At 37.7% G+C, this 22,032-nt stretch carries 25 protein-coding genes; 3 read left to right on the top strand and 22 right to left on the bottom strand.

Features of this window, described 5'->3' with window-relative positions; translation table 11 throughout:
* The first annotated feature begins 17 nt into the window (after positions 1–17).
* On the top strand, positions 18–1,403 hold the full coding sequence (locus LBH98_09280; GenBank protein MDR0304937.1) for a DEAD/DEAH box helicase family protein: 1,386 nt from the start codon (positions 18–20) through the stop codon (positions 1,401–1,403).
* Positions 1,363–2,547 carry a DUF790 family protein gene (locus LBH98_09275; GenBank protein ID MDR0304936.1) on the top strand — a complete coding sequence of 395 codons (1,185 nt, stop codon included), beginning with the start codon at positions 1,363–1,365 and terminating at the stop codon, positions 2,545–2,547. Before LBH98_09280 ends, LBH98_09275 begins: the two co-directional genes overlap by 41 nt.
* 18 nt (positions 2,548–2,565) lie before the next feature.
* Here LBH98_09275 and LBH98_09270 read toward each other — a convergent pair whose 3' ends face one another.
* On the bottom strand, positions 2,566–4,182 hold the full coding sequence (locus LBH98_09270) for a CTP synthase (protein ID MDR0304935.1): 1,617 nt from the start codon (positions 4,180–4,182) through the stop codon (positions 2,566–2,568).
* Positions 4,183–4,327: 145 nt separating this feature from the next.
* Between LBH98_09270 and LBH98_09265 the strand changes: the two genes are divergently transcribed.
* Positions 4,328–4,912, top strand: a complete 585-nt coding sequence (locus tag LBH98_09265) for a CDP-alcohol phosphatidyltransferase family protein (GenBank protein ID MDR0304934.1) — start codon at positions 4,328–4,330, stop codon at positions 4,910–4,912.
* On the opposite strand, the gene LBH98_09260 is transcribed toward LBH98_09265, so the two are convergent.
* The 21 genes from LBH98_09260 to LBH98_09160 form a co-directional block, all read right to left on the bottom strand.
* Positions 4,893–6,407 carry a tetratricopeptide repeat protein gene (locus LBH98_09260; protein MDR0304933.1) on the bottom strand — a complete coding sequence of 505 codons (1,515 nt, stop codon included), beginning with the start codon at positions 6,405–6,407 and terminating at the stop codon, positions 4,893–4,895. The genes LBH98_09265 and LBH98_09260 overlap by 20 nt on opposite strands.
* Positions 6,382–7,158, bottom strand: a complete 777-nt coding sequence (locus tag LBH98_09255) for a PASTA domain-containing protein (protein ID MDR0304932.1) — start codon at positions 7,156–7,158, stop codon at positions 6,382–6,384. Before LBH98_09255 ends, LBH98_09260 begins: the two co-directional genes overlap by 26 nt.
* A 27-nt stretch (positions 7,159–7,185) precedes the next feature.
* Positions 7,186–7,392: a 30S ribosomal protein S21 gene (rpsU, locus tag LBH98_09250; GenBank protein ID MDR0304931.1), complete on the bottom strand. Its 207-nt coding sequence runs from the start codon at positions 7,390–7,392 to the stop codon at positions 7,186–7,188.
* A 160-nt stretch (positions 7,393–7,552) separates the two neighbouring features.
* Positions 7,553–8,866, bottom strand: a complete 1,314-nt coding sequence (locus tag LBH98_09245; protein ID MDR0304930.1) for a type IV secretion system DNA-binding domain-containing protein — start codon at positions 8,864–8,866, stop codon at positions 7,553–7,555.
* Positions 8,863–9,336, bottom strand: coding sequence for a hypothetical protein (locus tag LBH98_09240; protein MDR0304929.1), 474 nt, complete (start codon positions 9,334–9,336; stop codon positions 8,863–8,865). The genes LBH98_09245 and LBH98_09240 overlap by 4 nt, the downstream gene beginning before the upstream one ends.
* Before the next feature lie 18 nt (positions 9,337–9,354).
* Positions 9,355–9,537: a hypothetical protein gene (locus LBH98_09235; protein ID MDR0304928.1), complete on the bottom strand. Its 183-nt coding sequence runs from the start codon at positions 9,535–9,537 to the stop codon at positions 9,355–9,357.
* A 15-nt stretch (positions 9,538–9,552) separates the two neighbouring features.
* Positions 9,553–10,830 (bottom strand): hypothetical protein, encoded by a 1,278-nt coding sequence (locus tag LBH98_09230; protein ID MDR0304927.1) that lies wholly within the window; start codon positions 10,828–10,830, stop codon positions 9,553–9,555.
* Positions 10,831–10,842: 12 nt separating this feature from the next.
* A complete protein-coding gene (locus LBH98_09225) occupies positions 10,843–11,850 on the bottom strand; it encodes a hypothetical protein (GenBank protein MDR0304926.1) in 1,008 nt (335 codons plus the stop codon).
* Positions 11,851–11,916: 66 nt separating this feature from the next.
* Positions 11,917–13,764: a tetratricopeptide repeat protein gene (locus tag LBH98_09220; GenBank protein MDR0304925.1), complete on the bottom strand. Its 1,848-nt coding sequence runs from the start codon at positions 13,762–13,764 to the stop codon at positions 11,917–11,919.
* On the bottom strand, positions 13,713–14,591 hold the full coding sequence (locus LBH98_09215; protein MDR0304924.1) for a protein phosphatase 2C domain-containing protein: 879 nt from the start codon (positions 14,589–14,591) through the stop codon (positions 13,713–13,715). The genes LBH98_09220 and LBH98_09215 overlap by 52 nt, the downstream gene beginning before the upstream one ends.
* Positions 14,592–14,667: 76 nt before the next feature.
* Complete coding sequence (locus LBH98_09210; protein MDR0304923.1) at positions 14,668–15,372, bottom strand: VWA domain-containing protein; 705 nt, start codon at positions 15,370–15,372, stop codon at positions 14,668–14,670.
* A gap of 319 nt (positions 15,373–15,691) precedes the next feature.
* The gene (locus tag LBH98_09205; protein MDR0304922.1) at positions 15,692–16,966 is read right to left on the bottom strand and encodes a hypothetical protein; all 1,275 of its coding nucleotides are present in this window, start codon (positions 16,964–16,966) and stop codon (positions 15,692–15,694) included.
* Positions 16,963–18,117: a hypothetical protein gene (locus LBH98_09200; GenBank protein MDR0304921.1), complete on the bottom strand. Its 1,155-nt coding sequence runs from the start codon at positions 18,115–18,117 to the stop codon at positions 16,963–16,965. Before LBH98_09200 ends, LBH98_09205 begins: the two co-directional genes overlap by 4 nt.
* The gene (locus tag LBH98_09195; protein ID MDR0304920.1) at positions 18,110–18,694 is read right to left on the bottom strand and encodes a hypothetical protein; all 585 of its coding nucleotides are present in this window, start codon (positions 18,692–18,694) and stop codon (positions 18,110–18,112) included. Before LBH98_09195 ends, LBH98_09200 begins: the two co-directional genes overlap by 8 nt.
* A 78-nt stretch (positions 18,695–18,772) precedes the next feature.
* The gene (locus LBH98_09190) at positions 18,773–19,537 is read right to left on the bottom strand and encodes a hypothetical protein (GenBank protein MDR0304919.1); all 765 of its coding nucleotides are present in this window, start codon (positions 19,535–19,537) and stop codon (positions 18,773–18,775) included.
* Positions 19,538–19,566: 29 nt separating this feature from the next.
* On the bottom strand, positions 19,567–19,755 hold the full coding sequence (locus tag LBH98_09185) for a hypothetical protein (GenBank protein ID MDR0304918.1): 189 nt from the start codon (positions 19,753–19,755) through the stop codon (positions 19,567–19,569).
* A 17-nt stretch (positions 19,756–19,772) separates the two neighbouring features.
* Positions 19,773–20,171, bottom strand: coding sequence for a hypothetical protein (locus LBH98_09180; GenBank protein ID MDR0304917.1), 399 nt, complete (start codon positions 20,169–20,171; stop codon positions 19,773–19,775).
* 43 nt (positions 20,172–20,214) lie between these two features.
* Positions 20,215–20,379, bottom strand: a complete 165-nt coding sequence (locus tag LBH98_09175) for a hypothetical protein (protein ID MDR0304916.1) — start codon at positions 20,377–20,379, stop codon at positions 20,215–20,217.
* A gap of 61 nt (positions 20,380–20,440) precedes the next feature.
* Positions 20,441–21,073, bottom strand: coding sequence for a hypothetical protein (locus LBH98_09170; protein ID MDR0304915.1), 633 nt, complete (start codon positions 21,071–21,073; stop codon positions 20,441–20,443).
* A gap of 165 nt (positions 21,074–21,238) precedes the next feature.
* Positions 21,239–21,610 carry a DUF2059 domain-containing protein gene (locus LBH98_09165; protein ID MDR0304914.1) on the bottom strand — a complete coding sequence of 124 codons (372 nt, stop codon included), beginning with the start codon at positions 21,608–21,610 and terminating at the stop codon, positions 21,239–21,241.
* A 13-nt stretch (positions 21,611–21,623) separates the two neighbouring features.
* A complete protein-coding gene (locus tag LBH98_09160; protein MDR0304913.1) occupies positions 21,624–22,004 on the bottom strand; it encodes a DUF2059 domain-containing protein in 381 nt (126 codons plus the stop codon).
* Between the last annotated feature and the right edge of the window lie 28 nt (positions 22,005–22,032).

Raw genomic sequence — 22,032 nt, 5'->3', positions numbered from 1 at the left:
ATAATATTTTTACCGTTATGGAGAATTTAAAAATAAATTTTGAAAACGGCACCATAACACTTTCGCGGCAACCGATAAAAAATATTCAAAAATATTTATCGTTTGATTCCCGAACAAAAAATTATCGCGCTTACGCTATGAATTACGGCGATATCGTTATGGAACTTTTCAGAGAAAAAATCGAATTTGAAGACAATGCAAAACTTTTCGAGAAACAGAATTTTGTTTTCAAAAATCCGCTTGAACCGCGTACCCATCAGAAGCGAGCGATAGAATTTTGGCGGCGAAACGATTCAAAAGGCGTAATCGTTATGCCTACGGGAGCGGGAAAATCGCTTGTAGCGCGGCTGGCGATTTCACTCGTAAGCAGAAATACGCTCGTTTTGGCTCCGACCCTGGATTTGGTAGGTCAGTGGGAAAGACAACTTTCAGAATCGTTTAATATTCCGATAGGAATTTTGGGCGGCGGGCGGAAAAGCATAGAAAAAATAACCGTTTCCACTTACGATTCCGCGGCTGTCATGATGGAGTATATAGGAAACAAATTCGGTTTTGTAATTTTCGACGAATGCCATCATTTGACCGGCGAAATTTACAGAAAAGCGGCTCAATTTTGTATCGCTCCTTTTAGGCTGGGGCTTACCGCGACTCCCGAATCGGAAAACGAATTCTTGCTTTATGAACTGATCGGGAAAAAAGTTTTTCACACGCAAATTAACGAACTTGAAAAAAACATTCTCGCACCTTACAAAGTAGAAAGAATAAACGTCGAATTGACGGCCGCCGAGCAGCGAAAATACGACGAATCAAGACAAAGATATTTATCGTTTATCCGCAAAACGGGTATAAATTTTTCGTCAAAAGACGGATGGAATAAATTTATTATAACGTGCTTTTCGTCAAAAGACGGCAAAAAAGCGTTTGAAGCGTATAAAACGCAAAAAGAAATTCCTCAAATCTGCGAAAATAAAATCGCCGAAATTAAACGGATTTTGTACAAACACGCGGGAGAACAATGCATAATATTCACGGCGGACAACGATACCGCGTACAAAATCGGGCGCATGTTTTATCTTCCGGTGATTACGCATAATACGAAACCGCAGGAACGTAAAAGTTTTTTGGAAAGATTCCGTGAAAAAAAGTATCCTATTTTGGTTACAAGCAAGGTTCTAAACGAAGGGGTCGATGTTCCGGAAGCAAGCGTAGGAATTATAGTTTCCGGAAGCGGAAGTATCCGTGAACACGTACAGCGGCTTGGAAGAATTTTACGCCCAAGCGTCGATAAAATCGCCGTTTTGTACGAATTGATAGGCAAAGGAACGGCGGAATTTTCAACGAGCGAAAGGAGAAGCAGACACAATGCTTACGAAAGATTTAATTCGATTTACGATAAAAAATGACTCTGTGAATCCGTCGTTTATAGATCTCAAAACGCCGAACGTAAAAAGCGCCTGTGAACAATTATTCGCCGTTTATGAAAGCGGACAAAACTTATCCAAGAAAGAAGTTCTTCAAAACGCAAATGCGATAATCAACTCTATGCGTTCGCCAAAAACCGCCAAAGGATTGAATAAAATTTTGCTTGACAACTGTAATTTTGAAAGAAGTCAAGATTGCGATTACGTTTCTTTGCGTGAAAAAATATTTGAAAAATCCGCAGTTTTTTATTTATCGCCTAAGCGAAATTCGTTTGAAGAAATTTCTCAAAAATTTGATGAAAATTTTATCAAAGACGTTTACGGAGATCACCCTGACTGTGAAAAAATGATTTCGTGCGAAATAAAAAGCGAAGAAGAGTTGATTGACGAATACAACGTTTCTTTAGTTCAGGGATTGCTCTTAAACGCCGAAAATCTAATTATAAACATAGAAAACACAGACAAAACGGTTATGCGGTATTTTTTTCGGCAGATTCGATTTAATCAACTTCTATGCACGATTACCAAAACCCCGAGCGCTTATTCGATTTTTATCGACGGACCTGCCGGTATTTTGGAAAACTCTTCGGGATACGGACTGAAAATTGCAAATTTTTTTAAAACCGTTTGTAAACTTCACGACTGGAAATTGTTTGCCGCCATTAAAATGGACGCGAATAAATATTCGTTTTTACTTAACTCGGATTTTATCGTAAAAAAAGAAATTTTGGCTTCTTATTACCCTAAAGAATTTGAGGCGTTTAAGCAAAACTTTGAAGAAAAAAGCGAATTTTGGGAAGTTTCTGACGAAGCCGAACCGTTTTCGCTTGACGGAAAAAATATAATCGTTCCCGATTTTTTGTTTATTCATAAAAAAACAAAGAAAAAAATTCAGCTCGAACTGTTTCATAAATGGCACAAATCACAAATCGTCAAGCGGATAGACGACCTGAAAAACCACGAAATTTACGATTTTATCGTCGGAGTCGATACCAATCTTTACAAAAACATAGAAAATGAAATAGACGAGAAAGTACAAGCGAAGATTTTCAGATTCCGCGATTTTCCATCGCAAAACATAGTTGAAAAAACTTTAAACATGCAGAACATTTTCAGAAAATCATAATTAAAATTCAGTTTGTTTTTACTTTTTTAACGCCGCTTCGATAAATCCTATAAAAAGCGGGTGCGGTTTAATCGGTCTGGATTTAAATTCGGGATGGAACTGAACTCCGACAAAAAACGGATGGTTTTTTAATTCGACGATTTCAACAAGCTGTTCGTCGGGAGAAAGTCCTGAAAAAACTAACCCTTTTTTAGTTAATTCTTCACGATATTCGTTGTTAAATTCGTAACGGTGTCTGTGTCTTTCGCTGATTTCTTCTTCACCGTAGAGTTTATATGCCAAGGAATCTTTTAACAGTTTACAGGAATATGCGCCCAAACGCATCGTTCCGCCTTTATCGACGATTTGTTTTTGCGAGTCCATTAAAACTATCATACGATGAACTCCGTTTTCATCGACTTCATGACTGCAAGCGCCGGAATATCCAAGCACGTTTCTGGCATATTCTATGACAGTGATTTGCATTCCTAAGCAAATTCCTAAAAACGGTACGTTTCTTTCACGGGAATATCTTGCGGCGATAATTTTTCCTTCGATTCCTCTGTCGCCAAACCCCCCCGGCACTAAAACGCCGTGCGCCTCTTTTAGAATTTCTTCGGCTTTTGATAAATCGCCGACTCCTTGTGTTTCAAGCGTTTCCGAATTTACCCATTTTACGACGACTCTGGAGTTAAGCATTGCCGCCGCATGCTCAAGGGACTCTTTTATCGACTTGTAAGCGTCGGGAACCTGGGTGTATTTTCCTACGACGGCGATCGTAATTTTCTTTTTGGCTTGGGTTATATTTTTAATATATTTGTACCATTCGTCAATTTTCTTATTTTCATACTTTAAACCGAAATGTTCCAAAATTTGAACGTCGACATCCTGTTCCGAAAACATAATCGGACACTCATAAATCGTATGCTTAAAATCCAACGATTCGACGACGCAGTTCACATCGACGTTGCAGAACATTCCCAATTTTTCTTTAACGTCTTTTGCTAAGGGAATTTCCGTTCGGCAAACAAGCATATTCGGGATAATTCCTATTTCACGAAGCCGCGCGACCGAATGTTGCGTCGGTTTTGTTTTAATTTCTTCGGCTTTGTGCAAATAAGGTACAAGCGAAACATGGACAAAATACACGTTCTTGTATCCTTCTTTTTGGCGAAATAAACGCAACGCTTCCAAAAACGGAAAACTTTCAATATCCCCGACCGTTCCGCCTATTTCCACGATTACGACGTCAATATTTTCATTTCCTACGCTTCTAATCGCGTTTTGTATCTCGTTTACGACATGCGGAACAACCTGTACGGTTTTTCCGAAATATTCTCCGCCCTTACGCTCTTTTTTTAGAATGATGTCATAAATTTTTCCTGCGCTAAAACTTGAATTTCTGTTTGTCCGCACTCCGGTAAATCTTTCATAATATCCCAAATCCAAATCGGTTTCCGCACCGTCTTCGGTTACATAAACTTCGCCGTGCTCTATGGGATTCATGGTTCCAGGATCTATATTCAGATAAGGATCCATCTTTTGATACGCAACGGTTAAACCTCTTGATTTAATCAACAATCCGATTGAAGCGGCGACTATCCCTTTTCCTAATGAAGAAACGACTCCGCCGGTAACGAAAACATACTTAGGCATACGAACTCCGGTAAACTTAAATTTTGCAGATTAAAATACAATTTGCCCGAAATCAAAAAGAAAGGGAATTTACGGTCTTTCAGATTTTATCGTATAACAGACGATAATAAGTTCCAACGAATGCGCATATCGTATTTTAAGTATTATGAATATTGCAATGATTTTAACCGGAAGTCGGCTTTTTACGGGCGCGTTATTCGCGTTTTTTTTTATAAACGCTATAGGAAAAACGGGCGAAGTTTTAAGTTTTGCGTTTTTGAACGCGGCGCTTATCACCGCGATCCTGCTTGAATTGTCCGACGCTTTTGACGGCGTTGCCGCAAGAACGAGAAATCAAGTTACGAATTTCGGCAAAATATTCGACCCGATTTGCGACGCAATTTCCCGTCAAACGATATTTTTATCGTTTTTATTAGTAGGAGCGATTCCTGTTTGGGCGTTTTTAGCGTTTTTGTACCGCGATTCGCTGATTTATTTGCTCCGCATTATGGCGGCGAAAGACGGTACGATTTTGGCGGCGAACAGTTTTGGAAAATTTAAAGCGATCACACAGGCGGCGGCGACATTTCTAATTATAATTATTTATTACCTGCAATATTTCGGCATAAAAATTCCGGTTTTGTTTTTCCCAGTTTCATATTATATTATCGCCGTTGCGGTGTTTTTTGCGCTTTATTCGGGGATACAATACTACCGAATGAATTGGAAGGTCATTTTGAAAGGTCTTTAATTTGTTTGTCTATGGCTTCAAAGGCGGGATTGTCTTTGAAGCTATTCGCTTTTATAAAATAATTCAACGCTTCCTTTTTCTTTCCGAGTTTTAAATACAGTTCGCCTAAATGGTAGTAAACCACATAGTCGTTTGTAATAAGTTGCGCCGAACGCAAAAGCGGTTTTTCCGCTTCCTTGTATTTCTTTTGTTGAAACAAAATCCAACCGTAAGAATCTAAATATGCGCCGTTATCGGGTTCTTCTTTCAACGCCGAAATAAGCAGCTTTTCCGCTTCGTTTAAATTTATTCCTTTTTCCGCCCACATATACCCCAAATAATTAGCGGCGACGGCATAATTAGGATTAATTTCAAGAATTTCTTTGAAATACTTTTCCGCTTCTTCAAATTTTCCCGTTCTTTCCGACGCCATTCCCAACTCAAACAAAACCGTCGGCGTTCTTATTCCTAATTCAAGAACTTTATTCAAAACGACAAACGCGGAATCGTATAAATTCATTGCGTTGTATATTGTCCCCATAATAGCCGGATATTCCGCTCTTTCGGGAAATTTTTCGGACAGCCTTTTGACTAAATCCAACGCCGTTTCAAAGTCGCCGATTTTTGTACATAAAACCATCAACGCCCAAACCGCATCTGTAAAATCTTCTCTTATTTCTACGGATTTTTTGTATGCGTTTGCCGCGTTTTGCCAATCGTTTAACGCTTCTAAAGCCGAGCCGAGCAAATACCACATTTCGCTGTTAACGGGTTCCGCAACCAAAATCTCTTCCAATACGGTCTTTGCAGGATATGCGTCGTTTTGACCGATAAGGGAAAGGGCTAAACCTTTTTTCGCCGCAATATTATCGGGCTGTTTTCGGACAGTCTCCAAATAAAGCGACTCCGCCGTTGCAAACAAGCCGGATCTTCTATACAGATCGGCGATTTTGAACTGTAATTCGGCGGAAGTGTCTGAGAATTGCGTTTTATACAATTCAATCGCATACAAAAATTTTTCCGCCTGCTCCGAAACTCTGGCGAGAATAATCGTGTCTTTTTTGTCTTTTTCCTTTATAAACGAAATCGCTTCAAACGCTTCGGAAAAGTAACGATAACGAGAATAAATCGCGCCTAATCTTCGCAGTTCGTCGTCATTGATTTGCGAGTACTCGCGCCCGCGCATAATCGCTTTAACGGCTATTACCGGATTGTTCAATAAAATTGAAATGTCGATTACTTTTTCATTTAAAATTTTAGAATCCGCGTCAAGCGTCAAGGCGGTTTCAAAATAATTCAGCGCCATTGCCGAATCGCCTCTTCGTAAGGCGTTCATTCCTTCAATAAAATATTCCGAAGACAGCTCGGAATAAGCGGCTTTGTTTATCGTATCGTTTTCTTGTCTGAGTAATTTTGAATTTCCAGAAAATCCGCAGCCGACAGGCAGGGATAAGAAAAATACAACAAGCAAAAATATTATGTTTTTTAGTTTATCTCTCCACCGCGACAACAACATTTATCATACTCCCAAAAGGAACTTCTTTTCCGGGGGACAGCGACTGTGAAATAATTTGTCCCGCCCCCATCAATTGGCTTGACTTATAACCGACATCTCCCAGTTTTAATCCCTTATCTTCAATTTTTCCCCGCACCTCAGAAAACATTTCTCCTACCAAATTCGGAACTATTACCGACGTAGGTTTTTGCCCTTTTGATATCAAAAGGACTACCGGAACGCTACGCGACGTCTTCGTATTCGCCGGGGGATTCGTTTCTACGGCGAACAGCGCGGGAATTTCTTTGTCAAAATCAATTTTAACCGAAATATTTTCAAACCCCGCCTGACGTAAAGTAGATTTCGCCGGACCTTCCGCCAATTCTCTGACGTTCGGAATTTCGCCGACTTCCGCTCCGTTGCTCAAGGAAACAAAAATATGACGCCCTTTTTTTACATATTCTCCGGCGGACGGCTCTTGCGAAAGCACGGAATTATAAGGCGCGTTGTCCGAATACTCACGGTTTTTTCTTCTTATAATCCTTAACCCTAAATCAAATGCGTTTTGCGCCGCCGCTTCAACGTTTAAACCCACCAGCGACGGAACGACGACATCGTTTTTATTTTGCAAATCCGTAAAATTCGGCATAATTACTTTATCGACAAACAAAAATCCGGCAACTCCGCCCAGCGCTAAAAAAATCAAAATCGCCGGAACAAGAATTGTCCAAAAATTTTTTACCGAAATGCTGAAAGAATATTTTGAACCCATATCACTCCGATTTCAGACGTCTTATTTTTAACGAACAGACCAAGTTTTTCGTCTGTCTTCACGAATTTGTTTACGTTTTGCAGCGTTATTTTTTCTCTTTTTTTCTTCACTCGGCTTTTCAAAATAACGATTTTTCTTTATATCGGAAATTAACCCCGCTCTTTCGCAAACTTTTGAAAAACGTTTAACCGCTCTTTCAAGCGGTTCGGTTTCTTTTACATATACACCGTTCATAAAACTTTAAATCACCCGCTTCCACTGTAAAAAAATTAAATACGAGTATGAAAATATTTTATTTGCCGAGACAAAAGCGGTTTTCTTGTAATTTTTGTATAAAAACACAGGAGTTTATCTCGGCGACCGTTATGTGATTATAGTTTTTTGAATGAGGGGTTTAATACATATCAAAATAAAACCTAAACGGCTGTGAAAACGGCAACCCCACAATCGCTTCACCGACTTTCAAACTGTTCATATCCCAATCTTCTACCGTTTGCCCGTTTCGTTTTTCTTCTGTTATTTGATTGTCTAGACGCTGATATTTCTCCAGAACAATATTTTTTCCGAACAATCCGGTTATGTAATCTCTTGTTGAAACATCGTTTGCACGAAACGCATACACCGACGAAAAACCTGCCGCTATATTTCTACCTCGACTCTGCCCGTAAATCTCGTATAATTGTTCAATACTTTGAATGCCGGCAAACACCTTAACCCCCAAACTGCGTCCAAAATTTACACCGTCGTCAATGTGGCGTAAATGCGGCAATAATTTGAACTCGTCACAAACCAAATATACGTTTCCTTGCGGCTTATTTCGTCCGAGCGCTTCTTTTAGGGCAAGGTCAAACATAAGGCGATATACCGGCGTAAGCATACTTCCGATTGAAAGGTCGTATTCTATAAATAGTGTTTTATTGCCTTTGTTGCGTACGAATTCACGCATAGAAAAACTTCCTTTTTCTGCAAAAACGCCTATCAATATTTCTCTTATAACAGAATACATTTCCGATAAAACTCCTTGCGATTGAGCATTGTCTCCGCTGATATACGACAGCACAGCATTTGCGTCGGGGCTTTCGCTGAGCAAATCCATAATTCTTTGCGAATCTGATTGTTCCAACCACTCTTTTAATTTATTGTTATAAAACCATTCTCTTTTTACGCTAGCGTCTTTTTCTCCTTCACGAATAAATACTGTAATAACGGCGGCAAGCATGTCTCTTGCCGCATTTGGGAAAAAGGCGTTTGTCGTGTTTTTTGTGCGCTCGTCAAAAAATGATTTACATATTTCTTGCGTGTTTATGATATAATCACGTTTGTCCCAACCGTCGGCAAGGATTTCTTTGTAAATATTCCAATGTTGCGATATACTTGAATATTGTTTGGAATTTCCGATAACGAGGTCTGTTGATTTGTTATAAAATTGAGAATAAAAATCTCCTTTGCTGTCAAAAATAATCATAACATCGTCATTTGTCATATTGCGTTTTATTTGCGAAACAAAATGGTAAAAAAGAGTGGTTTTACCGCAACCTGTTCCTCCGACCAGCATTGTGTGTTTGCTTAACACGTCATTATCAAGCGTGAAAGTATTTGGTTTGCCGTTATATGCGCCGTTAAGTTTAATTTTTGCGTTTGCAATTTGACTTGGCGGGTTGTTTTGCGATATTGTGTTTCCGTATAACAAACGCGTCGATATATTCATCTGCTTTGACCTCCGCTTTTGTTTGCGCCCGAACTTGCGCTTGTTCCTTTAGACTGTGCTGAAGAACCGCTTTTTGACGCACTGCTTGATTTGTCGGTTATTGCGCTTGACGCACGTCCTTGCGGCGTCATCGCTTGTTGAATTTTCATACTTTGCAACGCTTGTCCTGAATTTGGATTTTGCCGACTCGCACCTTCCATTATAGATTTTGCGGAATACGACATGCCTTGAGCGCCGTGCTTTACAGCTTGCCCTAAGTCTTTTCCGGCAGCAATTCCGCCTGCGACTATTCCATTGCTTGACCCTCCGCTTTCGGAAATGCTTTGAGCTGCTTTACCGCTGCCTTTAACAGTCGCTTGTCCCAAAGAATTAAACATGTTTTTAAAACTTGCGTTTGCGTTAGCCGCACTTGACGGCTGCGAATTTCCTTGTCCGGCACCCGCATTTGAACTCGTATTACTCTTGCTCATTTTAGCGTTCTCCTTTTTTTATCTATTTTGCCCAAAATTTTTATTTGACAATTTATCCAATTCCATTACCTTTTCGGCTCGTTTTTTAAGAATTACCCGCATATTTGATTCATCTTTGGCGTTCTCTTTTTTTTCGCAACGGTCACAATTTCCGTTTGCTTTTCCATATTCATTACACCAATAATCCGTACATTCGCTCATATAATCTCAGTCTTTCTAAATCACTTTTGTCTGTATCAAACTGCCTGTTTGATTGTCGTATATAAATATCTCATTGTGCGACAAACGATTTATTTGTTCCGGTTTTACTTTATACTCGCGTTTTTCTTTCATCGTTTTTCCTTGATTTGAGTTATAACCCCATTTACTGCTTTGACTCCAACCGCCGTTTGTATTATGCGATACATCGATTTTATCGTACTCCCCTATATATTTTGACCATTTTTCGCAACCAATATGCGAACCGTGGGATAACAGCACCGTTTTTTCCGCTTCTCCGGCGATGTTTGTAAAAACATCCTCTTTCCCATTAAGCAACGCATACAAATCTTTAGAACAAATAATGTTATTATGATTTGATTTTTGGCACAACATGTTTTTTAGGGCTTCGTTGTTTGCTACGGCTACGTCGTCCAAGAAAATTGAAAATTCATATCCGCGATTCATGGCGATGGTGATGGAATTTACGATTAATTCTACAAGCATAGTATTTGCTGACGATTTTAAATCAACGCACAACGTTTTTCCTTTTTTAATCGCCGATAAAACACTTGTACCGCCGGTAATATTTGCGTTGTTTGTCGCTATATGGCCCATTTGCGCTTTTGAATCATAAAAAAACGAATCAATTTTTGCGCACTCGGTCTGTCCCATCATAAGCAAAGAATTTAAATTGTCAGCTGCTGTTTGAGTAATCAAGCCTCTCACAAAGCAGTCGTTAATTTTTTCGGACAATTGGTGGTAAGTGAAATCTGCGTAATTTGAAAAATACGGGCGTATTTTTTGACAAGCCAAAAGTTCGTACACTATCTGCAAAATATAACGCCCATACGGTTTTATATCATATTTGGATTTACAGGTATCAAGAACGACTTGGCAGATTTCTTGTTGCTCAAAAGAAGTAAACGCGTCAAAATTTTTACTGTGCATGCTTGCGATAACGCCGAGATTATTCTGCGCCGCAATGTTTTCCAAACCAGTATTTCCCAAATGCAGTATAATCATCGGACGTCCTTTTGCGGAGCTGTTTTGTATAATGCGTTCACTAAACCTCAGACGTTCTCCGGCATCTCCTCCCGATACTATAATATTTTCATTATACGACTCGCAAGGAAATAAAATATCGGTCGTAATGCTTTTATATTCTTCAAGGCCTCTGGCTTGTTTATTGTATTTGCGAATTTTACGTCTATTTATAATATCAAATATCCAGTCGATAATAAATAGAAACAATCCGCCGCCGCTATCGTTTTGATTGTTGTTTTGCTCACTCATTTTTTTCCTTTCTCATTTGAAATTTATGTCAAATACCGCTTGATTTAAATTGTATTTGACTTCTACCGTTACACCGCGTTTATAAATTTTCATATATTGTTGCTGCGAAACAGACATTACTTTATCTACGACGCTTTCTGTGTTTTTTACGTTTTTCAGTTTCACCGTAATATTTTTCTTGCCCTGCGTTAAACCGTTTCCTATTATTTTTTCGAGTTCAGCGGGTGTGAACACAACTAACGAATTTACCGAAAAATAATCGTTTCCAATTGTTGAACATACGGGTAAATCGTCTAGTGCGGTATGATCCTTTTTTATGTCTTCGTCGGTAAGATTGAAATAATCATAGCGATTTGTTTTGTCTTTTAGCGTCATATCGAAAGTAACGTCCAAGTGATATGTTTTTCCATCAATTTTGACAACGTTCCAAGCGTGTCCTTCTGTTGCAGAGTTTATAGGATTTTTTGCTTTTCCCGAAACTACGACGCTTTCAATTCCAAGATAATCAAACGCAAGTTTTACAAATTTGGCGATTCCTTCACATACGGCGGTATTATTTAGTACAGGACCAAGGACTAAATACGAGTAGTCCGCGAACGTATAGTCATACTTAAAGTTATTCAAACAATAATCATGAACATACATCTCTTTTTCAATATCTCTTTTTGTCTTTAACGCTTCAAATGTTTGTAAACAGGTTTTGATATGATTTGTGTTTTGTCGCACAAATTTATTTGAATATTTATAATCGGGTTTTACAATACATTTTTGTTTGCACAAATCGTTTATTTGGCTAAAAGATGAAGTATAAAAAAGCGTTGGATTGTCAAGCAAGATACGGTTAAATATCATAGATATTTCATTAATCGGCTTCATAGGTAATTTTATTTCTTCCGCATACGTTTCAATACCGGATAATATTATCCGGTATATTGATTTCTGTTCGTCACTTAGGCGACTGTAGTAATAGCCGCCGTTATCTACAGAAGGTTTAAATATGTTGCTCATGTCAAATAACAAAATTGTCGCTCCTCGTTACAAATACTTTGACGCTTCATCTGTTTTTCTCTCTGTTTAATAGTTTGTTTACATTGAGTTTTTTCGCCTAAGAGCGTCTTCCAAATCTTTTTTTGCTTCCGTATCGTTTGGATTTAGCTTTATTGCCTCTTTGAAATCAGCGATTGCTCTGTCATAATCGTTTTTCATGAAATATGCATTTCCACGGTTGCCGCGAACAATTGCATTGTTTGGATCAATTCGTATCGCTTCATTAAAATCAGCGATCGCTCTGTCATAATCGCCTTTGTTCAGATATTCAACTCCGCGGTTGTTATGATCTGCCGCCCTATTTATAGCAGTAACGGTATTAACCGTAGATTGTTTTTGAGGCGTTGGTGTTTTCGTCTGTTCCGTTTTAATGGAAGTAGTAGTAGTCAGCGGTTGCTGTTGTCGATGTTCAAGCGATTTCGTATAAGCGTTTCCGCTTGTGTTTGCTGTTTTTGTTTGTGCGGTTTCTACATTTACATTTTGTGGAATGTGTGGAGGAACGGAAGTAACGGCAATAGACTCTTGCGGCTTTTGGTGAACGAACGTTTTAATTGTTTTGTATGCCTCTCGCGAATTTACCAAATTCACTCCTAATGTTATTAAGCTTAACGAAATGGCGATTATAATAAACTTGGACAGGGATCTCCATCTTTTTTTGCGAAAGTTTGAGAATTTATTACTGCCGGACTGTTTCTGCGAATAGGTTTTCTGTTGAATAATTGATATAGGCGCCGGTATGGGAGAATGCGTTTTAGCCTTCATCCCGTTTATCGCGTTTTGATACTTCATATCCGCTTCACAATACGGACATGTTTTATTTTTCCTGTCGTATTGATGTAGTTTATTTACAGGACAGTCAATCAACGTATTTTCATATCGGGACAAAGCCTGGTGCCATTCGATTGATGTCGGTCTTTGCAGCGGATTGATTGAACCGGTAACTAAAAACGCCCGCTGGAATAAATTCGCTATTTCTTGCGGAAATATGTCAAGCGGCGGCACTGCGGCAGACATAGGTTTATATCCGGGTCTGAAAGAATATTCGTTGCGGCGGACAGCGGTGTTTCCTTGGCTTGGAGAAGCTTGTGAGAGCCTTTCTGTTTCAATTATCCCTCCGAACGGCGTATATCCGTTCATTAATAATTTGAATATATGGATGGCTAAGGCAAAATTATCCGTTTGTTCTGTAAAAGATTTTTTTAACGGTATTTTTTCGTAAAGTTTTTTACCGTCTTGCGGATATGCAGCCGCATGGTCGGCACACGCTTCCAGCAGTTCCGGCGCGACATATCCGTCTGCGCATACTTTACAGCGATAATGCTTGTTTTTAACTGTGTCAAAAACATGGTAAGAGTCCGTATCTAAAAAAGCGACTTTTCCGCTGTTTTTATCAACGCCGATGTTTTGCGGATTAAAGTCTCCAAATACATATCCTGCGTTATGCACCGCAGATATAACGGCGCATATATTTTCCGCTATGATTATCTTATTGTTTATGGATAAAGACTGATAAACGGAAGAAAGATACTTATAAACATCGCTTAACTCGGCGTTTATGCTTAATTCCGGCATTACAAAACCGCAAAATTTGCTTTCCGTATCGTATAAAATATCCAACGGCCAAGCGACCTGATTCAATACACTTGGGTCAGGAGGGTTATTTACCATATATTTGAGTTTATCTTCGAGTTCCGGCGTTAACGCTTCGTCATGATAAATTTTGGCAACCTTTTTTGATCCGTTAGCGTCCCCTACATGGTATATACTGCCTTCGCCGCCGCTCTTAAAAGAGGTGGATTGAAGCGAATAGTTTGTTCCCGATATACCCTTATGCGTCATATATCCTTTTGTTCCTTGAATAAATGCGGATACGCATCGTGTTTCCATTTTTCGTCGTGTATTTTTTTCAACCCAACCCAGTCCGGTTCTTTGTAATAATTGTCAGATTGCTCCTTAGATTCAATCGACGGATTCACTAATACGACTATGGTTTTGTCGTCATTGACTTGTTCGTCCGATATATTGTGAATAAAGTCGGCAATCCGCGCTTTCACTGCGTCTTCGCCTAATTCGTCTATCTGTAAAATTTTGTTGTCCATAAAAAATCGGGCAAGCGATACGTGTATATTTACCGGCTCGTATTTAATCAGATAAGGGAATAACGGTTCAAATATTCCATCGGTCGCCAATAATACGCTACAAACCTGTTTTTCAAATTTCTTAAATACCCATTTATCACTGCAAAACAGATAGAAAACACGTCCTTCCTCGTCTTGTTGTTGTTCTGTAACTTGTTCATAAAGCCCTTCGGCAGTCAATGCGAGAATTCCACTGTCGCCAGAATGACCGTAATATAACGTATCTTTGTACATAACGGCTAAAGTAAGTGTCGTATCATATTGGTCAACGCTATGTCCGTTATCTTTCGCTTTTTGTTCGATAGTGTTCTGCGCCAGTAAAAACGATTTTTTTATTATATTCAAAATATCGTCCTTATCTTCCGGCATAGAAATATGTTCCACGCAAAAATCTACGGAAACTTTTGCCGCGATTTTTGAAGCGATATCCGAATGTTCTTCACTTCCGCACCCGTCTGCAACAGCCGCAACAATCATATTATCGCCGTATTTGACGATATAATGCTCGTCTTGACAAGGTATGTTGTTTTTAACGTGGTATGCGCCTTGTTCCGTAATACCGTATGTATATATCATTTTCGTTTAACCTCTCTTTGTGAATAACATACGAAACTAATTCGTTTACTTAAAAATCGGTTTCGCATGTTTACAATCAATCATCCCAATCCGTGTCAACAACTACATTCCCCGAAAGCTTTATCGCTTCCGGTTTTTCGTGCGGCGAGCTTTGAGAAACCGCTCTCATACTTTTATTAACCCAATCGAAAAAACTAGAGAAATCTGTACCCGTTAATTTCATTACCTTTGGACCTGACAAATCGTGTAAAACTTTAGAGTCATATCCCTCTACGCCCAAAGAACGAAAACTGACATTACGATTCTCTTCCATGTCCTTAATTCTTTCAATAGCGCCGCTTATATCGTCGCCTGGAGCGCCGTCGGAGATTAAAATAATCCAGGGCTTATAAGGCACGGAACCGGAGAGTTTGTAAAACCTTGATCTTTCGTTAATCATATCAAGAGCGGTTTTTATTGCCGGAGCCATGTTAGTTACTCCGGTAGCCGCGAGATTGACTTCTTCCATATCTTCTACGGGAACAAAATCTTGTATTACCCTATGGTCGCTGTTAAACTCAATAATCGCGACGTCTAAAATGTCTCGCGTTTGCTTGTCTTTGATAATTTCAGCCTTAAATCTGTTCAAGCCTGCGTTAAGTTCTTGAATAGGACTTCCGCCTTTACCGTCTGACGCCATAGATCCTGACGTATCAAGCAGAAAAATCAACGCCATGTGTGATTCGCTTGGATTGATAATGTGCGGGGATTCGTTAAAATTTTTTTGTTCCAAATTTTCCATGTTCTGCTACCTTTCTTAATGCCATAATAGGCATACGTTGTTTATGTTTATTGTCGATGATTTTTTCATCTTTCCTATTTTTTGTAATCAACCCCCACTATAAATATAGATTGAGATTAATTCTTAATATTTTGCTAATTTTTTCATCCACTTCTTTCCTCTTTTCTGCTATCAAATATTTAAGTTTATCATATGTTCAAATGTTTTCTGTATCCAAATTTTTTACAGTTCTTGTTTTTCAACGTATGCTTTAGTGTGGTAGGCACTCGTTGTAATTGGTTCTGCGCTGCAACGAATTTACCCCTTATAAAAAGTTCGCCTATCGCTTTCCATACAGTATCGCTCTCGCACTCCGCACTTCTTCTAAAAATTTAACATCTTCTATATTATCAGGAATAAGTACAACTTTTTGATTTTTCGCTCCAATTATTGGATCAAACGCTCCGCTTTTCCATTCATCTTCGCGCCTTGGAAAATCTACAGCAAGACCGAATGCTTCCATTTGATTCCTCGGAACGCCAAATCTTACAAGTGTTTCCATAACAGTTTTTGCTCTGCTTTCAGATAAAGCGGTTGTAAATGGGGGCGGAACGCCCCTGTGTTTTGACTCTGAACCGACCACATATATTTTAGCGTTCTTGTTCTTTGCAATATATTCAATTATTTCGTTCGAAAAATTCCTAAGCACTTTTTCTGCGCTACTTGGATCTTTATAGACCGATTGTCCGAAAGAAAATGTTACCAAACTGTCAGGAATCTCCATTATTCCGTTAAAAAAAAATATAGGCGTAACTTGTGGAAGCCCTACATTAGGATTGCCCGTATTTGGAGGCCAGTCTTTTATATCTATCTGAGCGGTAGGAACATTACACTTCTCAAATATAGTTCTCCACAGTATTATTAGTCCTTCTCTTACCTTCATTGACAATTCTTCTTGTGGCGGAGCGACATCGCCAAGTCCCATAAAAGTAATGTTTACATCTCCAAGGTTAGGCAATTCTCCGTTCATACTAAGTTTTTCAGCAATTCCGGCGGCAAATGCTTCGACTTCATTTTTCTTGGTTTTAAAGTCATACTTATTAATCATATACGCCGAAGCCGTGAAATCAAACTCTCCTGTCGTTACTATGCCATTGTTCATGATGACAATTCGTTTTTCTCTGAGTTTTCTTTTAGATTGACTTTCAAAAGCATTCAACTGTCTAGCTCCGTGCTGAATAGCCTTTAACAAATCGTTTTCAGGCACTACGGCACGTATTTCATTTTCGTCCATTAAAAATTTCTCAATTCTCTTTTTTCTGCTTTCATTTTTTTTCTCTCGTTCGATTCTATTTTTTTCTGCGGAGAAACAATTCTCATATAAGACTCTTGGAACACCGTCGCTTGAAATTACGGCAACGCAACCTCCATCTACGGCACCTTCCAGAAATTTACTTATTTCACTATAAAATCTATCCGGCAATACATTCGTATTCGCATTACACCCAACGATTAAAACCAAAGCATCGGCGCCTCTGTTATCTCTGCAAGATATGAGTGTTATACTTATTAGTAACGCGGCGATTATAAAACAACGCATTTTTTGTGATTTCATTTTTCACTTCCTTTATATGGTTTAAAAATATTTTGGGCGCATTTCAAGTTTTGCAACCGACTCTGGTATTTTTCATCTTCATTCAACGAATGCAGCTGAGTATTAGTGGCAAGGGAGCATAAATCGTTTTTTATTTTGCCTGCTACAACAATTAGAGACTTATGTAGATCTTCAATGTCATATTCATAGTACTTCGGCAAGATCTGTATGATTTCTTCTATTAATTTTTCTCGACATTCGTATAATGGCTTGTTGTTTGGTTTTTCTTCGATTGATTCCATTATGGCATCATACAATTTTCCTTTAAGTTTTCCGAGATCATCTATCGGACCGATAATTTTTTCTGCATCTTTCAAGAGTTTGTTAGAAGTGTTTTTGAGTTCTTCAATCTTTTCCTTTTTTTCGTTTTCAAGTTTTTTTACTTTCTCCTTGGAATCGTCGTTAATTGGTTTTTCTTCCTCGTCCTGCTTATTGTACCAATCGGTAATTTCTTTGCACTTTTTATCATATAAGTCTTTAATCCCATAATACTCATTTCTAAATTTCACTCCGAATACGAATGAAAAAATAGTAGTAAGGAGAGGGAACATGAATGTTGCCAAATCGATAACCCCGTTGGCATCCTTAGGCTCATTTTCTATATGCGAATCTTGGCGCGTAATCTTCCATGTTTGAAACTCATCACTTTCCTTAATTTTTTTCCATTCAACATATTTTTCATTAAACTCAACATTATGCTGTACTATTTGTTGATATTTCTTAAACGAAAGTACGGACTGCAACACTATTATCGCTATGAATGTTACCACGAATATGAACCATGCTATTTCTCTGTCACTTTTGATCTGTTCAAGTATTCTTTCGTTTTTTGTATTAACTATTGTTTGCTTAACCTCCTTAATTTGACCATACCCGAAATCTCCACAGACATATGAAGCCAAATTTGTCAGAAGTCCTGATAATACTCCTCCAATTAACACATACAACAAAGACAACCCCATTGCGTAAATCATAAACCCAAAACAAGAAATATCCACTAATGTACAGAACAAAAGTACAAGAATAATTTTAAGTCTTTTACTCTTATCTTTTCTCTTTACTCCTTCAAATACAGATCTAAAAGGATTAATCCTTTTATTTTCTTTACTCATTATTCGATCCTTTCTTTATACGATTACTCTTAATTTCGTTGTCATATTGTTTAAAAGAATCTCTATCTCCCTTTAATTGATCCAGCTTTTCATTAAAATTATTTTTTGTTTTCAAATCTTTGATTTTTTTCGAAAGATTATTATTTTCTTCTTCTATTTTATCGCCATATTCTTTTTCTTTGACGCCTATTTCGGCTAAATTTTTTTTATACTCTCTCAGCATTTCTTTTGCCATGTCAAGTATATCGCCAAACCCCAGTTGATCAAGATAGCTCCTATCGGCTTCAACCTTGTCCCATGCTCTTATAATTTTTTGTTTCGCTTGCTCATATTTATTTAAAGCGGTGTCATATAGAAGATCAATAGCTTTAACTATTTCTTTTTCTCGCTCTTCGGTCTTCTCCGGTATGAGTTTCAGCCTCTCCATATTTTTCTCAAGTTCTTTCTCGACATATTCTTTGACCTGACGAATTTCCTCGTTAACTTTGCTGAGTATCGCACTCTTACCTGCAACACCATATCTAGAACTGAAAAAACCATCCGTTGGTTTTCCATCTAATTCTGTGGATAATTCCATCTCAAATCTCCTTGTCTCTTATTTTTTATAAGTTATATTGTAATTGCCACAACTGGATACTATTTACTTGCCTCAATCTCAATTTGGAGGCATAATATCGTCATATTGCTCAACCTTAAAACCTTCTGCCGGATTGTTCTCCTGTAATTTTTTTTTAAACATGTCTCCACAATTATCTAAACCTTCATGGTTCATGCTGAATTTTTTATACGCCACACAAAATGCTTTCCAATAAACATTAGCTTGTTTTATACGTAGTACTACCTCATTATCAAAATAGCGATTATAATTTTTCAAAAGTACTTCCGCCTTGTTTATGCTTTTTTTAGCGGAGGTTTTACACTCAATCAAGTATTCTCCACATTCCTTTATATGCTTGTCAATCATTTTTCCCTCAATCTCAATCAGATGTTGATTGGTTTTTCCACCCACTTGTATTAATCTATCAATTTCTTGACGACGTTTTTCAATCTCAAGTTTAGTTTTATGTAGTTTATTAGCGGCATTAACCTTAATATCTCTGATTGACGTATTCAAGCATTCCAATTCATTATGACAACTTTCATATTTGTTACCGACTTCCGGAAGGAAATCGCCTTCTATGAGCGGCACTACGTACTCATGGTAATAATTTTTGTTGGTCTCTTTGCCTTTCTCAGATTTTTTATTAGATGCTGCTAAATTTTTGGCGTCTTCGCTTCCGTCTCTTCTGAACGCACGCTCTTCGGCGCAGCTAAGCTCTTTATACTTATCAATATCTTCTTTCCACCAACACAGAAACGGAATTATCCTTTTGACAGGTCTAAGAAAACACATCTTCCCATCATTTTTTTTACATTTCATAACTTTCTCTCTCCCTTTTTTACATATGATTACAAATCAGGATTCGGTCGCAAACGTTTTGCCACTTTGTCTTCCAAACTTCTGTTTGTATAATTTGCACATTGTTTCCAATTGTAGCTGTCTAAGCAATTGTATTCTCTATTTTCTTGATACGTTCCAAAAAAATTACAAAGTTTATATTCCGTTTGATAATACGGACACATTACGGTATCTGACATAATACACTCCCTTTTCTTTAAATTTGCGGCATAACTAAAGAATTACATATTTCAATGAGTTTAGCGACAATTTCCTCAGACGCTTCAATTTTGTAGGCGACAATATCGTTTTTATCTGAAACTCTTGTTTGAAGCCCTACATTTTCCTCTATCTTGCTGGCTATTTCATACGGATTCTCTAATAGGTATCCGTATTCCGAAATGTAAAATTCGTCGTCTTTTATACGGAAAACGAATCCTGGAAAAAACAGATCGCTATTTTCTCCGAAGCGTTTGTCGATTTCAAAAGTACAGTAGTATCCACTATCCTGTTTCAAGAAATATTCTTCAATCAAGTTTTGCAGTAAACAGAAACGCAAGATTGAATCTAATTCGTGTTTTGATAAAGTTACTTCTTGTTTAGAAAAATCTTCCATCGTTTTTACATCTCCTTAATTTTTTAATTTCCCTGACTACAAATCAAGACTTCGCAGCGGCTCTTAATTTCTCTTCAGAACTTCTTTTGTAATAATTTGCACAATTCTGCCAGTCACTACCCTGACAGTAATGTTCCTTTTGATACCCTTCTTGATATGTATCAAAAAATTTGCAAGTATTGTACGCCGCTCGAAAAAATGGACACATAATACACCTCCTTTTTCGTTTTAATTATTCTGTAACCAATTCTTTTCTTTGAACCTTGTCTTTAATAATCATATCTTACCACTTCCGGCTTCAATTTGGATTCTTTGTAATCGCTCGGCGTGATTTCAAAAATACCAACTTGACCTTGTTTTTCTTTATCCATATATTTGTAAATAAAAGTGACATCGTTTTCGCGGTAGCGAGCCAACGACACATCATCAGTTTTAACACCTTTAATCAATTCGTTTCGTATACTTGATAAGTCATTCTGAGCAAGTGTTTGTCCTATGGGAACATTTATCATAGTATAGGTATATAAAATTTTCTTGCCGGGAAGTGCTTCAATTGATTCCATTTGCAAATCAGCAGAAATAAGTTTGGGTAAATTTAGACTTTTTGCAAATTCCGCGATTTCATTTGGAAGTGTACTATCTGTGACCGGTTTCTTATAGAATCGCCTAAAAATAGAGTATATAAATAAAATCGCATCTATAATTCCCAAAACAAGCCATCCTACTCCGTGACGAATGTGCCAAATGTATAGAAAAAGAAATGCTAAAATACCAACACCAACGATATCAAAGTTCGGTTTAAATGTCGCAGGAATACCTCTGAAAATAAACTTCATAACTGCACCAACAATAAATACTACTGCAAGTGCATGCCAAAAACTAGTTTGAATGTACTGTTCCATTTTTTCTCCTTAGAAAAATTTATTTATATTTGCTATCAGTAAAATTATACTGATACTATCTTTTCTTTGGGGCAAGATATACCCTTCTTGTGTTTCGTTCAAATACACGTAAGATTTTAGATTTCCCGTCCTTTCATATTAATGTAAAACTCTCAAATTATTCTCTTAAGCGTTATTTTCTGCAAGCAATTCTTTCATAACTTCATTTCCCAATGCTTCAAAATATGCCGACGAAATAGCTTGGCTTTCCAAAGCGATTTGTTGGTTAGCTTTAACCGTTTTCTTTCCTAAGACACTTTCGTGAAACTCAATAAGATCAGATATTTCTTTATGAGTAAAATGTTGTTCATAAATATCTGCGTACATTTTGCGCAGGCTTTCGGCATCAAGGTCGTTGCGAAATTTATCCCAAAATGAATCAGAAATGTTTGGAATTTGTTCGTTAACGTGTTCAATCATAGGTTCCAACATTTGTGATGTTATCACGTTAAAGTCAAATCCCATTAAGTAAAACAGTTTGTGTGTTTCGTTCATCATTTTAAATCTCCTTTTAAGATATTTCTCCAAATTCATTGTTTATATTTTCTGCTATTCGCTCAACCCATATCTGATTTGCGACAATTATTTCCTGCAAAATTGCAGGGATTTCTTTGATCTGTTTTGCACCAACAGGCGTTTCGTAAAAAGCGATAAGCCCTGCTATTTCTTCTCGTGTATAATAGCGGCTATAAATGGACATCATCTGATTAAGCAGAATACCCATATTCACCTTTTGCATAATTCTTTTATAGTACTCTTCTGACGGAAAACCTTCACATTCCGCTTCAATTTGGTCGATTCCCATTTTAATCCCTATTTCCAAAAATTGTAACATAGAGCCTTCGACATTCATTAATTTCATGAGTTTAGCAATATCGCCATTAACTTCCATAAAACCTTTTCTTTCTACGTTTTGCTGC

This window comes from Chitinispirillales bacterium, from assembly GCA_031254455.1.
Lineage (GTDB): Bacteria > Fibrobacterota > Chitinivibrionia > Chitinivibrionales > Chitinivibrionaceae > WRFX01.
The sequence above is the reverse complement of the archived record's forward strand: the minus strand, read 5'-3'. Positions and strand labels throughout refer to the sequence as shown.